A 15,289-nucleotide genomic window follows, 5' to 3' on the forward strand; every position below is an offset into this window, starting at 1 on the left:
CCGGTATTCCAAGGCACCTCTTGAGTCCCATTCCCGATCCTCCCGTGTCCGTTTCGGTGGCCCTTTGCACCTACAACGGGGCGCGATTCATCCGCGAGCAGGTTCTCAGCATCTGCCAGCAAACCCGGCCGCCCGCCGAGATCGTGATTTCGGACGACGCTTCGAGCGACGGGTGTGTCGAGATCGCGCGGCAGACCGTCGACGCATTCAACAACGAGCGGTCCGGGGGCTCCATGGCCCTGCGCGTCCTGGAAAACACCACGCCGCTGCGCGTCACCAAGAATTTCGAGCAGGCGGTACGGGCCTGCAGTGGCGATCTGATCGCGCTCAGCGACCAGGACGACGTCTGGGTCCCGGATCGGCTGGAACGGATGGTGGCGGAATTCGAGCGTCGGCCTGACCTGTTGCTCCTGCATTCCGACGCGCGTCTGGTGGATGCGCAGCGCAGGGACCTTGGCCAGACGCTCTTCCATGCACTCGAGGTCAAGCGCATCGAACTCGAGCGCGTTCATGGCGGCAGGGCATTCGACGTGCTTCTCCGCAGGAATCTGGTGACGGGCGCCACGACACTCTTTCGCCGGCGCCTGCTCGGCGAGGCGCTGCCGTTTCCTGCCGAATGGCTGCATGACGAATGGCTCGGAATCATCGCGTCGGCCATCGGGCGCGTCGACCTGCTGGAAGACCAACTGATCGAATACCGCCAGCACGACACCAACCAGGTCGGCGCGAGTCGCGATGCCTTTGTCGACAAGGTTCGCAAGGCCATCGGCTCGCGGGGCGACATCCACGTCAAGCGCGCCTACAAGGCCGAGCTTCTCCTCGCGCGCCTGCTCGAACTGAAAGAGAAGGTCTCGGCGGAGACCATCGAGAAGACGCGGCTGAAGCTCCAGCACCAGCGTTACCGCGCCGCATTGCCGGCTTCGCGCATGGCGCGTTGCGTGCCCATGCTGCGCGAAATCATGACCGGTCGCTACGACCGGTTCGGCCGCGGCTTTCGCGGCATCGTTCGCGACTTTTTCGAAGCGCCTTGAATTCAGGCCGGCGGGAGCCGCCGATATCGCCAGAAGGCCGGGGAGGTCCAGACCTTCAGCAGGCTCGTGAGATGCCAGTAGAGGTGCCGTTTGCTACGGTGGCTGGCGCGCTGTGCGTCGTGCCGGGCCTGCAGGTCTTCTGCAATCTGGAGGCGCCAGCCTGCCAGGCGAAGCCGGGCGCAGATGTCGAAATCCTCGCCGTACATGAAGAACCGTTCGTCGAAGCCGTGAATCTCGCGGTAGGCGTTCGAGCGGAACAGCATGAAGAGACCCGGAATCCACGCGGGCACGGCGGGGCGGACGTAGCTGGCACGCTTGCGCGAGACGATCTCCAGCGGCGTGATGATCGCGCGGTGCTGCTCGGCCACCGACTTGCCCGGCTCCAGAATCCGCGGCGCCAGAAGACCGCTGTCGGCACGCGCCTGCGACACGAGCGGGCCGAGCACGTCGTCGTCGAAGCGAATGTCCGGATTGAGCACCAGGAACCACGGTGTGCTGCAGCGTTCGAAGGCCTGGTTGTGGTTGGCGCCGAAACCCTTGGGCGACGGGTTCTCGATCCGCTCGACCTCGAATCCCCATTGCATGCCTGCCAGCAGGTCGGGCTCGGGGATGTTGATCGTGAGCACGACCTTGGCGATCTGGCGACCGCTGAACCGATCGAGCTGATCCATCAGCGGGCGTATCAGATCGAGCTGGCCGTGGCTCACGATCGACACGGTGATGGGTTGGGTCAGGGTAGGGGCGGGCGTCGGCATGGTCTAATTTCGCCCGGGAATTCTAGGGTTCCCGCCCCATACCCATGATTGCATTGATCGTCATCAGTTTTCTCATCTCCGCCTTGGGCGTGCAGATCTTCATGCGACGCGCGCGCCGGCATGCGAGGCGCTACGCGGCCGACATGCCGCAGCGCTTTCACAAGGGGCACGTGCCGCGCCTCGGCGGCGCGGGCATCCTGATGGGGATGGGGGTGGCGTGGCTGGTCGCCGGGTTCCCCTCCGATCCCTTTAATGTGTCGTGGCCGCTCAAGACGTCGCTTCTCACGCTGCTGTGCATCTCGCCGGCGGTGCTCGGCGGCATCATCGAGGACGTGACGCAGCAGGTCTCCGTCCGCTACCGGCTCAGTCTGACGATCGGTTGCGCACTGGTGGTGTGCTGGGTGCTCAACATCGGCGTGTACCGTACCGGCCTTCCGATGCTCGACGGTTGGCTGCAGGCGATGCCCTACGTGGCGCTTGTGTTCGCGGCGCTGGCGATCGGCGGCCTGCCACATGCTTTCAACATCATCGACGGCTACAACGGCCTCGCCGGGACCGTCGCCGTGCTCGTGTGCCTGGCGATCTCGCACGTGGCGCTGCAGGTCGGCGACCGGCAGCTTGCGGCGATGGTGATCTGCCTGGTCGGCGCCACGGTGGGCTTCCTGATGTGGAACTACCCCCGGGGCAAGATCTTCGCCGGCGACGGCGGCGCCTATGTCTGGGGCATGGTCATCGCCATTGCGGCGGTCACGCTGGTGCAGCGGCACCGGGTCGTTTCGCCGTGGTTTCCGATGCTGCTGCTGATCTATCCGGTGTGGGAGACGGTGTTCTCCATCTACCGCAAGGTCGCGCGCGGCCAGTCCCCGGGTATGGCGGATGCGCTGCATTTCCACCAGTTGATCTTTCGGCGCATCGTTCGCGTGGCGTTTGCGGACGACGAGGCACGCCAGATGCTCGCGCGAAACAACCGGACCTCGCCGTACCTGTGGATCTTCGCTGCGCTGACGGTGGTGCCGGCGGTGCTGTTCTGGAACAACACCATCGTGCTGATCGCCTTCTGCATCCTCTTCATCGCGACCTACGTGTCCGCCTATCTCATGATCGTGCGCTTCAAGGTGCCGCGCTGGCTGCGGCCCTGAGTTCCGCGCCACAATTCCCGAATCCGGACTTCGTCTTTCGACTGCCCACCATGACAGATTCCGCCATCAACATTGCCCCCCGCGACAAGGCCGAAATCCTGGCCCAGGCGCTGCCGTACATCCGCAAGTTCCACGGCAAGACCATCGTCATCAAGTACGGCGGCAACGCCATGACCGATCCCGAACTGCAGGCCGACTTCGCGGAAGACGTGGTGCTGCTCAAGCTCGTCGGCATGAACCCGGTGGTGGTGCACGGCGGCGGCCCGCAGATCGAGGCGGCCCTCAACCGGCTTGGCAAGAAGGGCCACTTCATCCAGGGCATGCGCGTCACGGACTCCGAGACCATGGAGGTCGTCGAGTGGGTGCTGGCCGGAGAAGTCCAGCAGGACATCGTGGGCCTCATCAACCAGGCTGGTGGCAAGGCGGTGGGATTGACCGGCCGCGACGGCGGCCTGATCCGTGCGCAGAAGCTCAAGATGGCCGACCGGAACGATCCCAACCTGCACCATGACGTGGGCCAGGTCGGCGACATCGTCTCGATCGACCCGAGCGTGGTCAAGGCGCTGCAGGACGACGCCTTCATCCCGGTCGTGAGCCCGATCGGCTTCGGCGAGGCGAACGAGAGCTACAACATCAACGCCGACGTCGTTGCTGGCAAGCTGGCCACGGTGCTCAAGGCCGAGAAGCTGATGATGCTCACCAACACACCCGGCGTGCTCGACAAGAACGGCAATCTCCTGACCGACCTGAGCGCGCGCGAGATCGACGAGCTCTTCGCCGACGGCACGATCTCCGGCGGCATGCTGCCGAAGATCGAGGGTGCGCTCGACGCGGCCAAGAGCGGCGTCAATGCGGTCCACATCATCGACGGCCGCGTGCCGCACGCGATGCTCCTGGAGATCCTGACCGAGCAGGCGTTCGGCACGATGATTCGGGCGAGGTAGGCTTGCCCCCAAGCTGCCGCCCCCTACCGGGGGCTGGCGGCCACACGAAGTGGGCAGGCCTGGGGTTAGCTTTGATACCCGTTCGGGTTGGCTTGCTGCCAGCGCCAGCTATCGGCGCACATCTGGTCCAGGCCGCGATGGGCGCGCCAGCCCAGAACGCTCTGGGCCAGTGACGGGTCGGCCCAGTAAGCCGGAACATCGCCGGGCCGACGGGGCCCGATTTCGTAGTTCAGTGGCCGGCCGCTCGCGCGCTCGAAGGCCTTCACCACATCGAGCACCGACGCGCCCTCGCCGGTGCCGAGGTTGACCTTGAGCAGTCCCGGCTGCTTTTCCGCATGCCGCAGTGCGGCCACATGGCCCTCGGCGAGGTCCATCACGTGCACGTAGTCGCGCACCCCTGTGCCATCGGCGGTGGGGTAGTCGCCGCCGTGCACCGCAAGCTTTTCCCGCAATCCGACGGCGACCTGGCACACGAACGGCATCAGGTTGTTGGGCTTGCCCTGCGGGTGCTCGCCGATCAGGCCGCTTTCGTGGGCGCCGACCGGATTGAAGTAGCGCAGCAGCGCGACGCTCCAGTCAGGGTGGGCGTGCTGCAGGTCGGACAGGGCCTGTTCGACCATCAGCTTCGACCACCCGTACGGATTGGCCGGGCGCAGCGCCGCGTTCTCAGGGATCGGCGAACGCTCGGGGTCGCCGTAGACCGTCGCTGACGAAGAGAAGATCAGCGTGCGCACACTGGCGGCCTGCATCGCGGCCGCCAGTACCAGGGTGCCGTTGACGTTGTTGTCGTAGTAGGTGACCGGGTCTGCCACGGAGTCGCCCACCGCTTTCAGCCCCGCGAAGTGGATGACGCCGCCAATGCGCAGGTCGCGGAACAACCTGTCGAGCAGGGCACGGTCGCGGACGTCGCCTTCGATGAATTGCGGCCTCTTGCCCGTGATCTGTTCGAGTCGGTCGAGCACCCGCACATCGCTGTTGACGAGGTTGTCCAGGATCGCCGGCGTGTAGCCCGCCTGCGCCAGGGCCACGCAGGTATGGCTGCCGATGAAGCCGGCGCCGCCGGTGACAAGAATGGTTGCGCTCATCGAATTCGATCCTGGTCGATTGAAAGGATGTGTCGATTCTGCGCGACAAGCAGGGCTTGTCCGGTTGGCAGCCGCTAACAGCCGTGTGCGAGAATCATTTTTTTACATTTTGCGCGTGCCCATGCAGAACGACGAGCCCAGCGCCGTTGGCGCCCCCAGCAGTTCAGATCCGGTGGCCGCACCGATGAGAAAGCGGCCCAAGCCGGGAGAACGGCGCGTGCAGATTCTCCAGGCCTTGGCGTCCATGCTCGAGCAGCCCGGCGCCGAACGCGTGACCACCGCGGCGCTGGCCGCGCGACTCGAAGTAAGTGAGGCCGCGCTCTACCGGCACTTCGCCAGCAAGGCGCAGATGTTCGAGGGGCTAATCGACTTCATCGAGCAGAGCGTGTTCACCCTCGTCAACCAGATCGTCGAGCGCGAGGGTGCGGGCCGCGACCAGGCTGCCCGCATCGTTGCGATGGTGGTGCAGTTCGCCGAGAAGAACCCGGGCATGACCCGCGTGATGGTCGGCGATGCGCTGGTGTTCGAGAACGAGCGGCTGCAGAACCGAATGAACCAGTTCTTCGACAAAATCGAGGCCACGCTGCGCCAGGTGCTGCGCGACGCGGCCGCTGGCGATGGTGCTGCGGCGCCGACGATCGATGCGCAGATCCGCGCTTCCGCACTCGTTGCTTTCATAGTCGGACGACTCCAACGATTTGCTCGGTCTGGATTCCGACGAGCGCCATCCGAACATCTGGATGCGGTTGTCGCCCTAATGCTTTGATGCGAAGACCCTTGAGGTAATACAGGCTTGTCTGTGTGCAATTAGCCGCCCCGTAGCGCTAGCACAGCGCGGTGTCCCTCTTGCCTGCCCCTGCCAAAGTCGAGATATTGCCGGCGGGCAGGGCAGGGCAGGGCAGGGCAGGGTGGGGTGCGGTGGCCGAAAGACAAAAGCCACCTTTCTCGAAATGAGGCAAATGCCGTCCCATTTTTTAGCGAAAACTCCGGTGATGGCATCGGCTTGCTCAGTTGGTTGCTCTCTTTGATGGCTTTGGCGGAGAGAGACTAGCGCTGCAGTACCGCACTCATTCTGGCCCATTCCCGCTGGGCATAAACCTCAATCCGGGTATTGAGGAGTGGCGCGAACTTTATCTGCAGGTTGGTGTCCGCGAAGATACTCAGCTTGCGAGCATTCAAACAATCTTCGGTCATCGCCCCTCTCCAGGGTCGAAACCATCGACGCGAAGAACCGGGCGCCATCAATTTTTCCGGTCTTGATTTTCTCAAGAATGATTGAGCCGATCAGATATTTTCGTCTACTCTCGTCTCGGCGTGTGCGTTCCAGTTTTACTAACTCTTCACGCTTGGCGACTTGGATGAGCTGATCTCGTTTTTGCTCGAGTTGTTTCAACTTCAGCTGTAGCTGGGCGATTCTCTCGTTCACTGCTGTCACCGGATCTCCTTTGCTCGTGATCTGAAGTGTAGGGAGGGAGCCCCTGCAGTGGTGTTTTTTTTTTGCGGCGAGGGGAGAGGCAAGCACACGCCAAGTCGGTGAAGGGCGCACTTATGCAAACTTTGAAAACTTTTTCTCGCGAATCCGTGCTGGCGGCTAGGATGCAGTGACGACATCTGAAAATTGCTTGGACAAGAGTTCGCCATGTATCATTTCTCCGTAAAGTGCCTCTCGCGGTCGCGGGGCCGTCGTGCGACGGCAGCCGCCGCGTACCGTGCCGCTCAAAAGATCGTCGACCGCCGCACGGGCGTCATTTTCGATTTCTCTCGAAAGAGCGGAGTCGTACATGCAGAAATATTGGTTCCGCCCGGCGCGCCGAGCTGGGCCAAGGATCGCGAACTGTTATGGAATGCAGTCGAGCAAAAGGAAACACGAGTGAATTCGACGGTAGCGCGTGAGTTTGAGGTAGCAATCCCGGCAGAGCTGGATGAATATCAGCGTCGAGCCTTCGCGGTTGATTTCGCCCGGGAGATCGTGGCGCGTCATCGTTGCGCGGTGGATCTATGCCTTCATGAGCCTAGCCGTCGAGGACACCGGAAAAATTATCATGCCCATATTCTTTGCACTACCCGCCGCCTGGAACGAGAGGGCTTTACCGAGAAGACTAGGGAGCTTGATGTAGTCAAGAGCGGCGAGGTAGCGTGGTGGCGTCAGCGATTTGCCGAGATTCAAAACGAACACTTGCGCCGAGCAGGACACACCAAGCGTGTCGATCATCGTACTCTTCGTGCGCAAGGAATTTTGCGGGCTCCCACAGTTCATTTGGGTTCCGCCGCCACAAACTTTGAGCGTCGCACCAATCTCCCGTCTCGACGAAGGCTGGAATTGGATCAGAAGATTGAATGGGAGAATAGCCGACTAGAGTCGATCTCGAAGAAGCCAGTGCCGCTGGATTTGGATGATGAAATAGTATGTGGAAAAAGAGATTTGGAAAAAATCCAGGAGGCGTGCGAGCGAAATCTTATTGAGCTTCCTCTCGAGATCGAATCACGCGAATGTCAAACCTCGAGCCTCGAGCAAGCCCCTGAGGTGTTAAGACTTGCGCAGGACCCGCCGGATTCGTCGCTAGAAGATGAATTTGATGACGATGCACGCGCAGACGTCCCGAGATTCTGAACCTCACTTCAAGCGCTTGGAGCGGAGGCGAATAATGCCGAGCGATTCAGAAATCCGTCAGTCCGTTGCGGCGCCAGCGTCGAAGTACAGGTTACTGGCTTAGCAATGCGGCGGGGGATCAGATCATCGATTTCGCCTGGTTCAGGACGAAGTCGCAGGCCTTCTTGGTGAGTTCGGCCTTGAGGCCGCCGCCGGTCAGGTCCATCTTCTTGCCGTCGCTGTTCGTCAGGATGCCCTTCGATCCATCGACGTAGCCGGTGTCCTTGGCCGGTTGGCCGCCGGGGATCTTGCTCATGAGCTGATCCTTGACCGACGAGGCGTTCGCGCCGCTGAGGTAGTTGTTCTTCAGGCAGTACTCCAGCACGCCCGCGGCGTTGCCAAGGCTGCCCGAGGCCATCGATCCGGTGCCCGAACCCGCGCCTCCGGCGAGGCCCTTGAGAGCGTCCAGACCCTGCGCGTGCGCGCAGCCGAGGGCGCCGACAAAGACGAGTGCCAAACCGTGTCGGATGAAGTGATTCATACGCGCCTCCTTGAATTGAAAAGCTCGCGAAGACTAGCGCAAGCCCAAGGCGGGACCGAGACGACATTGCAACAGTTCGTGGGCAGAATGAGGAAATCCCAACGCGAGCGCCTGTTGACGCATGAAGACTCCGGCAATGCCAACGCTGCCTACGGGCCGACGACTCGTCCTCTGGCTCGCGTTGATCGCTGCGCTCGCCGTGGCGATCTGGTTCGTCGTCCGCTACGTGAGCCCGCTGCCGCCGCGCATGATCGTGATGAGCACCGGCGCCACCGACGGCGCCTATCACCGCTTCGGCCTGCGCTATCAGGAGCTCCTGAAGGCCGAGGGCATCCGGCTCGAACTGAAGCCCTCGAGCGGCGGTGTCGAGAACCTGCAGCGGCTCAATGACGGCACGGTCGAGGTGGCGTTCGTGCAGGGCGGCACGGGCGTCCTCGCGCTCGACCCCGACGCGTCGGCGGACTCGACGCCGCTGCGCTCGCTGGCGACGGTGGCCTTCGAGCCGGTCTGGATCTTCACGCGCACCCTCGACGTGTCGAAGGGGCTCGAAGCGCTCGCCGGCAAGCGAATCGCGGTCGGCGTGGCGGGCAGCGGCAACTATCAGGTCGCTCACCAGTTGCTGGCCGTCTATGGCATCACCGTGCCCGACGGACAACAAGGTGCGGTCGATGGCACGGCCTTCGTGAACTCTGGCGGCCTTGCCGCCGCGGAGCAACTGGCAAAGGGCGAGGTCGACGCGGTGATCATCATCGCGGCGCCGCAGGCTCCGGCAGTACAGAAGCTACTTGCCGATCCGGCCGTGCGGCTGGCGTCGCTCGACCACGTCGAGGGTCTGGCGCGCCGCTATCCGTACTTCCGGCCGGTCAGCCTGAAGCGGGGCTCCGTCAATCCGAAGCTCGACTTGCCCGCACAGGACGTCAGCCTGCTGGCGACGACGGCCAACCTCGTCGTGCGCGATGAACTGCATCCGGCACTGACCTATCTGCTGCTCGAAGCCGCGCGGCAGGTGCACCGGCAGCCCAGCCTGATCAACCGGCCGGACGACTTCCCGAGCGCGCAGGGGACGGACTTCCCCTTGTCGGACCAGGCCGACCGGTACTTCAAGCATGGCCGGCCCTTCCTCCAGAACTACCTGCCGTTCTGGGCCGCCAACTACGTGCAGCGGCTGCTTCTCCTGCTGGTGCCCTTGGTGGCGATCCTCGTGCCGCTGGGGCGCGTGCTGCCTGGGCTCATCGGATGGCGACGGCGCAGCCGGCTGTACCGGCGCTATGGCGAGCTGAAGTTCCTGGAGCAGGATCTCGCGTCGCGCAAGCTCGACGCCGCGGAGCGCGGCGAAGCGTTGTCACGGCTCGACCACATCGAGGAAGAGATTATCGAGACCAAGTTCCCCCTGGATTTCTCGGACCGGGTCTACACGTTGCGCCAGCACGTGGACTACGTCCGCGCGCAGTTGAACCGGCAGATGGAAGCTGCCGGCGATCGCCGCGATGCCCGGTGAGCGCACATGAAAAAAGCCGGAGCCGCATCGCTGCGGTCCCGGCTTTTCATTGCCCCGATGCGGATTACAGGGCGGCCTGGCGGGTGAACGAAACCTTCGGCTTCAGGTAAGCCGCAGGCACTTGGTCGCGGTAGAAGGCGCGGCGGTCCAGGCTTTGCAGCGGGTTGTGGGCAGCCGCGACAGCCTGTTCTTGCACAACGGCGCGATTGGTGGTCGATGCGACGGTTTCGACGCCTGCGTCAGCGGCATCGCCGTACGCATTGCCGGCGCGGGCGGCAGCCACGGCCCCGCTCTGAACTTCGGCGCGGCTGTTGGCGGTGGTCAGGGGATGCACGCCGTCGTACGTTTCGGCGTTGGCACCAGCGACGGCCAAGAGGGAGAGAGCAGCCGCTGCGAGGATCTTCGAGGTCTTCATGTCAGGTTTTCCTTCAATGCGTTTGGACGATTCCGAACCGGTCGCGGGGTGTGTTGCCATCCTTCGGGATGGCCACAGCGCTCAGTGCCTGTTCGCCCAGATCAGCGTGTTGGCTGATCCGTGGGATGAAGTTTGCGCGATTTTTCTAAGTAAAAACCCTCAGAAAAGGAAGCGCGGCGTCACCGAATTGGAAACAATCGACCGGCGTGCCGGCGGTGCCGCCGGGCGCCGAAACGCATCGGAAACCCGTCAATCGACGGTGACGCCGACCTTCTTTGCGGCTTCGGCGATCTCGCCCCAGGTCGCATCGTCGAGCCAGATGCCACCCTGCTCGCGAGCCGCGCGGGCACGGCGTTCGGGCTCGCCTGCAATCTGCACCGCGTCGAACCCGGCGCCCGGCGGGCTCTGCCGCAGCCACTCGATGAAGGCCCGTGCCTCTTGCTCGAAGGCGGCCTTTGTTCCCAGCTTCGCGGGATCGATGAGGACAGCGAGCATTCCGTTGAGCACCGTGCGCGCCGTGTCGGCCGGCCGATGCCATGTGCCGCCACCCGTCAGCGCGCCGCCCAGCAGTTCGCAAGCCACCGCCATGCCATAGCCCTTGTGCTCGCCGAAGGTCAGGAGCGCACCGAAAAGCCCGTTGCTCTGCGGCACCACGACCACGCCCGGATCGTTCGTCGGCGCGCCGTGCTCGTCGATCAGGTAGCCGGGGGGCACGCGTTCGCCCTTGTTGTGCGCGACGCGCATCTTGCCCTGCGCCACGCGGCTGGTCGCGAAGTCGAGGATGAAGGGCTCTGCACCCGCCAGCGGCACGCCGATGCAGCAGGGGTTGGTGCCGAAGCGTCCGTCGCCGCCGCCCCACGGAGCGACCACCGGCCGCGACAGCACGTTGACGAAGTGCATCGACACCAGTCCTTGCGCTGTCGCCATTTCCGCGAAATGCCCGATGCGCCCCAGGTGATGCGATTCGGCCAGCGACACGATGCAACTCCCGTGCTGCTTCGCGCGCGCGATGCCCAGCTCCATCGCCTGCACGCCGACGATCTGCCCGTAACCGTGCTGTCCGTCGATTGCAAGCATTGCGCCCGCATCGAGCTTGACCTTGATGGCGGCGTTCGGCTTGAGTCCGCCCTCGGCCACTGCATCGACATAGCGCGGCACCATGCCGACCCCGTGCGAATCGTGCCCGCTCAGATTGGCCAGCACGAGGTTGGATGCGACTTGTTCGGCCTCGGCCGGGGAACTCCCGGCGGCCTGGATGATGGCTGCGACCTGCTTTCGCAGGGTGGATGCCTGGATCGTTCTGGACATGGGGTCTCTTTCTTACATGACTGCGCCGACTTGCCACGGCACGAATTCGTTCTGGCCATAGCCGTGCTTCTCGCTCTTCGAGGCCTCGCCGGACGCTGTGGCCAGCACCAGATCGAAGATGCGCTGCCCCATATCCTGGATCGACACCGTGCCTTCGACGATCTCGCCGCAGTTGATGTCCATGTCCTCTTCCTGGCGCTGCCAGAGTGCCGAGTTGGTCGCGAGCTTGAGTGAAGGCGAAGGCGCGCAGCCGTAGGCGGAGCCGCGTCCGGTGGTGAAGCAGATCATGTTTGCGCCGCCTGCCACCTGCCCGGTGGCGCTGACCGGGTCGTAGCCGGGCGTGTCCATGTAGACGAAGCCGTGCGCGGTGACGGGCTCGGCGTACTCGTACACCGCTTCGAGGTTGCTGGTGCCGCCCTTGGCGACCGCGCCGAGCGACTTCTCGAGGATGGTCGTGAGCCCGCCGGCCTTGTTGCCGGGCGACGGGTTGTTGTTCATCTCGCCCTCGTTGATGGCGGTGTAGTGCTCCCACCAGCGGATGCGCTCGACCAGCTTTTCGCCGACCTCGCGGCGCACCGCGCGGCGCGTGAGCAGGTGCTCGGCGCCGTACACCTCCGGCGTTTCGGAAAGGATCGCGGTGCCGCCGTGCGCCACCAGAAGATCCACAGCCGCACCGAGGGCAGGATTGGCGCTGATGCCCGAATAGCCGTCCGATCCGCCGCACTGCAGCCCGATCGTGATGTGCGAGGCGCTGCAGGGCTCGCGCTTCACTGCATTGGCGCGCGGCAGCATCTCGTTGATCAGCGCGATGCCTTTCTCGACCGTCTTTCGGGTGCCGCCTGTGTCCTGGATGTTGAAGACGCGCAGGTTCTCGCCTTCCTTGAGATTGCCGGTCGCGAGCCATGCGTTGATCTGGTTCGCCTCGCAGCCCAGCCCGACGACGAGCACCGCCGCGAAGTTCGGGTGCGTTGCGTAGCCGGTGAGCGTGCGTTCGAGGATCTGCATGCCGAGCCCGCCGGTGTCCATGCCGCAGCCGGTGCCGTGCGTGAGGGCCACCACGCCATCGACGTTCGAAAAGGACGAGAGCGCCGCCGGATTGATCTTGCGCGAGAAGTGGTCCGCGATCGCGCGGGCTGCCGTGGCGGAACAGTTGACGCTGGTCAGCACACCGATGTAGTTGCGCGTCGCCACGCGTCCGTCCGCGCGGCGGATACCCATGAAGCTTGCTTCGCGGCGCGCGGGCGGCGTCTTGACGTCGGCGCCGAAGGCATAGTCGCGATCGAAGTGGCCCTTGTCCGGCCCCATGTCGAGGTTATGCGTGTGCACGTGCTCGCCCGGCGCGATCGGCCGGCTCGCGAAGCCGATGATCTGGTTGTAGCGCCGCACCGGCTCGCCCTGCGCAATTGCACGCACCGCGATCTTGTGGCCCGGCGGGATCAGCCCGCGCGCGGTCACGCCTTCGACGGGCGTGCCACCGAGCAACTGGCCGCGCGCGATCACGACGTCGTCGGCGGGATGGAGACGGATAAAGGGGTTCATGGTGTTTGTCCTTTTGTCATTCCGCTGCGCTGCGCACATTGCAGCCGAAGTGAGCAAGCAACGGGGGTGGTCATTTGGCCTTTCGCCAGCTCGCGCTGAATCGCTGGTGCGACTTGTCCATGTGCTCGTGCATGGCGCGGCGCGCGGCGTCGGCATCGCGGGCTGCGATGGCGTCGCGGATCGCTTCGTGCTCGGCGATCGCGCTGCGCCACGACTTGACGGTTTCGAAGTAGCCGCCGAGCCGAGTGAAGATCGGCCCCTTGCGCGAGTCCCAGAAGGCTTGCACCGTCTCCGAGAGCACCACGTTGCCGCAGGCATCGACGATCGCGAGGTGAAAAGCCCGGTCGCCTTCGAGCGGCATGACGCTGCGGTCGGCCATGTCGCGCATGGCGTCGATCGCGCGCGTCATCGCGTCGACGTCCTTTCGCTTGCCGAGCGTCGCCGCGAGCGCCGCCGTCTCGCCCTCGACCACCCGGCGCGCGCGAATGAGTTCGAGCGGGCCCCATTCCGCGGCGGCGACAGGCTCGGCGGCGCGATGCGAACGGTCGAGCACGTAGACGCCCGAGCCCGTCCGGACTTCGACCCAGCCCTCCACCTCCAGCGCGATGAGCGCTTCGCGCACCGAGGGCCGGCTCACACCGAGCTGGTGGGAGAGATCACGCTCGGCCGGCAGACGGTCGCCGATCGCGAACTCGCCGCTCGCGATCAGGGTGCGCAGCTGGTCGGCGATCTGCCGGTAGAGGCGACGGGGCTCGACGGTCTGGAGAGGCACGGCGGGGGCGTGGATTTCTGGCTTTAGGGTTGTCCCTGAATTGGACAAGTGGTCAGGCCAATTCAGAATACGGAGCGGACCGTGCGGCAGCCATCGGGCGAAACCCTGAACAAGTCAGCCGCTGCGACAGCAGGCCATTCGACAAGCTTCAACGAGGACACTCCATGAGACTCCAGGGCAAGACCGCGCTCGTGACCGCGGCCGGGCAGGGCATAGGCCATGCAAGCGCGCTCGCACTCGCGGCGGAAGGTGCGCAGGTCTGGGCGACCGACGTGAACGAGAAACTGCTCGAGCGCCATGTGGGCATTGCCAACATCCACGTCGCGAGGCTCGATGTGCTCGACAAGGATGCGATCAATGCGTTCGTCAAGGGCATTCCCGCGCTCGACGTGCTCTTCAACTGCGCGGGCGTGGTGCACAACGGCGCGGCGCTGCAGGCGAGTGACGAGGACCTCGACTTCGCCTTTCACCTCAACGTGCGCGCGCAGTTCCGCATGATCAGGGCGGTGCTGCCCGGCATGCTCGCGAAGGGGCAGGGCAGCATCATCAACATGGCCAGCGTGTGTTCGAGCATCAAGGGCTTGCCCAACCGCTGCGTCTACGGGACCACCAAGGCGGCCGTGATCGGCCTGACCAAGAGCATCGCGGCGGACTACGTGGCGCAGGGCATCCGCTGCAATGCGGTGTGCCCGGGCACCGTCGACACGCCATCGCTCACCGACCGCATCAACGCCAATGCCGATCCGGTGGAAGCGCGCAAGGCATTCATTGCCAGGCAGCCGATGGGCCGCCTGGCGCGGGCGGAGGAAATCGCGCCGCTGGTCGTCTTCCTCGCGAGCGACGAATCGCAGTTCGTCACCGGGCAGGCCTATTCGGTCGACGGCGGCATCACGATATGAACCAGCTGGACTTCTCCGGCCGGCACGCCGTCATCACCGGTGGTGCGACCGGCCTCGGCTACGGCATCGCGCAGCGCCTGCTTGCTTCCGGCGGCAGCGTGACCATCTGGGACCGCAACGGCGAAGCTGCCACCAAAGCGGCCTGGTCGCTCGGCGCCAAGGCCTTCGCGCTCCCGGTCGACGTGACCCAGCAGCCTTCTGTCGCGGAGGCGGTCGCGGCCACGCTGGCGCAGGCAGGGCGCATCGACGCGCTGGTCAACAGCGCGGGCATCACCGGGCCGAACACGCGGCTGTGGGACTATCCGGTCGACGCCTGGCGGGAGGTGATGGACGTGAATCTGAACGGCCCCTTCATCTGCTGCCGGGAGGTCGTCGGCCAGATGCGCTCGCAAGGCTACGGTCGCATCGTCAACATCGCCTCGGTCGCGGGCAAGGACGGCAATCCCAACGCCAGCGCCTACAGCGCCAGCAAGGCCGGCCTGATCGCACTCACCAAGTCGCTCGGCAAGGAGCTCGCCGACACGGGGGTGCGCGTCAATTGCGTGACGCCGGCCGCGGTGAAGACCGCCATCTTCGACCAGATGTCGCCGGACCACATCGCCTTCATGTTGTCGAAAATCCCGATGGGCCGCTTTGGCAAGATCGAGGAGATCGCGGCCATGGTCGCGTGGCTTTGTACCGAGGAGTGTTCCTTCTCGACCGGCGCAGTGTTCGATCTCTCCGGCGGCCGCTCCACTTACTGACACCGATTTCAAGCACTACGAAAGGACAGA

At 64.5% G+C, this 15,289-nt stretch carries 16 protein-coding genes; 8 read left to right on the forward strand and 8 right to left on the reverse strand.

What is annotated here, in order from left to right:
• Window positions 1–44 precede the first annotated feature (44 nt).
• Window positions 45–1,031 (forward strand): glycosyltransferase family 2 protein, encoded by a 987-nt coding sequence (locus tag BLW05_RS11535; RefSeq protein WP_256330200.1) that lies wholly within the window; start codon window positions 45–47, stop codon window positions 1,029–1,031.
• A 2-nt stretch (window positions 1,032–1,033) separates the two neighbouring features.
• On the opposite strand, the gene BLW05_RS11540 is transcribed toward BLW05_RS11535, so the two are convergent.
• On the reverse strand, window positions 1,034–1,786 hold the full coding sequence (locus BLW05_RS11540; RefSeq protein ID WP_093162652.1) for a glycosyltransferase family 2 protein: 753 nt from the start codon (window positions 1,784–1,786) through the stop codon (window positions 1,034–1,036).
• A 44-nt stretch (window positions 1,787–1,830) separates the two neighbouring features.
• Between BLW05_RS11540 and BLW05_RS11545 the strand changes: the two genes are divergently transcribed.
• Both BLW05_RS11545 and argB read left to right on the forward strand, forming a co-directional pair.
• The gene (locus BLW05_RS11545) at window positions 1,831–2,925 is read left to right on the forward strand and encodes a glycosyltransferase family 4 protein (protein ID WP_093162654.1); all 1,095 of its coding nucleotides are present in this window, start codon (window positions 1,831–1,833) and stop codon (window positions 2,923–2,925) included.
• A 50-nt stretch (window positions 2,926–2,975) separates the two neighbouring features.
• Window positions 2,976–3,869 carry an acetylglutamate kinase gene (argB, locus tag BLW05_RS11550; protein WP_093162655.1) on the forward strand — a complete coding sequence of 298 codons (894 nt, stop codon included), beginning with the start codon at window positions 2,976–2,978 and terminating at the stop codon, window positions 3,867–3,869.
• 65 nt (window positions 3,870–3,934) lie between these two features.
• Here the strand turns inward: argB and galE are convergent, their stop codons facing one another.
• Window positions 3,935–4,954 carry a UDP-glucose 4-epimerase GalE gene (gene galE / locus BLW05_RS11555; protein ID WP_093162657.1) on the reverse strand — a complete coding sequence of 340 codons (1,020 nt, stop codon included), beginning with the start codon at window positions 4,952–4,954 and terminating at the stop codon, window positions 3,935–3,937.
• Window positions 4,955–5,075: 121 nt separating this feature from the next.
• Between galE and slmA the strand changes: the two genes are divergently transcribed.
• Window positions 5,076–5,720, forward strand: coding sequence for a nucleoid occlusion factor SlmA (gene slmA / locus BLW05_RS11560; RefSeq protein ID WP_093162658.1), 645 nt, complete (start codon window positions 5,076–5,078; stop codon window positions 5,718–5,720).
• 333 nt (window positions 5,721–6,053) lie between these two features.
• On the opposite strand, the gene BLW05_RS35360 is transcribed toward slmA, so the two are convergent.
• On the reverse strand, window positions 6,054–6,389 hold the full coding sequence (locus BLW05_RS35360; RefSeq protein WP_143044816.1) for a hypothetical protein: 336 nt from the start codon (window positions 6,387–6,389) through the stop codon (window positions 6,054–6,056).
• A gap of 204 nt (window positions 6,390–6,593) precedes the next feature.
• Between BLW05_RS35360 and mobQ the strand changes: the two genes are divergently transcribed.
• Window positions 6,594–7,565, forward strand: coding sequence for a MobQ family relaxase (gene mobQ / locus BLW05_RS11565; protein ID WP_093162660.1), 972 nt, complete (start codon window positions 6,594–6,596; stop codon window positions 7,563–7,565).
• A gap of 118 nt (window positions 7,566–7,683) precedes the next feature.
• Here the strand turns inward: mobQ and BLW05_RS11570 are convergent, their stop codons facing one another.
• On the reverse strand, window positions 7,684–8,085 hold the full coding sequence (locus BLW05_RS11570; RefSeq protein WP_093162661.1) for a YjjA family protein: 402 nt from the start codon (window positions 8,083–8,085) through the stop codon (window positions 7,684–7,686).
• Window positions 8,086–8,221: 136 nt separating this feature from the next.
• Between BLW05_RS11570 and BLW05_RS11575 the strand changes: the two genes are divergently transcribed.
• Window positions 8,222–9,583, forward strand: a complete 1,362-nt coding sequence (locus BLW05_RS11575) for a TAXI family TRAP transporter solute-binding subunit (RefSeq protein WP_177142628.1) — start codon at window positions 8,222–8,224, stop codon at window positions 9,581–9,583.
• Between the two features lie 64 nt (window positions 9,584–9,647).
• On the opposite strand, the gene BLW05_RS11580 is transcribed toward BLW05_RS11575, so the two are convergent.
• The 4 genes from BLW05_RS11580 to BLW05_RS11595 all read right to left on the reverse strand — a co-directional run bounded on the left by BLW05_RS11580 (window position 9,648) and on the right by BLW05_RS11595 (window position 13,617).
• Window positions 9,648–9,998 (reverse strand): alpha/beta hydrolase, encoded by a 351-nt coding sequence (locus BLW05_RS11580; RefSeq protein WP_093162663.1) that lies wholly within the window; start codon window positions 9,996–9,998, stop codon window positions 9,648–9,650.
• A gap of 249 nt (window positions 9,999–10,247) precedes the next feature.
• The gene (locus tag BLW05_RS11585; RefSeq protein WP_093162665.1) at window positions 10,248–11,306 is read right to left on the reverse strand and encodes a malate/lactate/ureidoglycolate dehydrogenase; all 1,059 of its coding nucleotides are present in this window, start codon (window positions 11,304–11,306) and stop codon (window positions 10,248–10,250) included.
• A gap of 12 nt (window positions 11,307–11,318) precedes the next feature.
• The gene (locus BLW05_RS11590) at window positions 11,319–12,845 is read right to left on the reverse strand and encodes a UxaA family hydrolase (protein WP_093162667.1); all 1,527 of its coding nucleotides are present in this window, start codon (window positions 12,843–12,845) and stop codon (window positions 11,319–11,321) included.
• Window positions 12,846–12,915: 70 nt separating this feature from the next.
• A complete protein-coding gene (locus BLW05_RS11595; protein WP_093162668.1) occupies window positions 12,916–13,617 on the reverse strand; it encodes a FadR/GntR family transcriptional regulator in 702 nt (233 codons plus the stop codon).
• A 164-nt stretch (window positions 13,618–13,781) separates the two neighbouring features.
• On the opposite strand from BLW05_RS11595, the gene BLW05_RS11600 reads away from it, so the two are divergent.
• Together BLW05_RS11600 and BLW05_RS11605 are read left to right on the forward strand one after the other, a co-directional pair.
• Window positions 13,782–14,516, forward strand: a complete 735-nt coding sequence (locus BLW05_RS11600; protein ID WP_093162670.1) for an SDR family oxidoreductase — start codon at window positions 13,782–13,784, stop codon at window positions 14,514–14,516.
• Window positions 14,513–15,259: an SDR family NAD(P)-dependent oxidoreductase gene (locus BLW05_RS11605; protein ID WP_093162672.1), complete on the forward strand. Its 747-nt coding sequence runs from the start codon at window positions 14,513–14,515 to the stop codon at window positions 15,257–15,259. The genes BLW05_RS11600 and BLW05_RS11605 overlap by 4 nt, the downstream gene beginning before the upstream one ends.
• The last annotated feature ends 30 nt before the right edge of the window (window positions 15,260–15,289 follow it).

Origin of the sequence: Variovorax sp. YR216 (assembly GCF_900107745.1) — a bacterium.
Lineage (GTDB): Bacteria > Pseudomonadota > Gammaproteobacteria > Burkholderiales > Burkholderiaceae_C > Variovorax.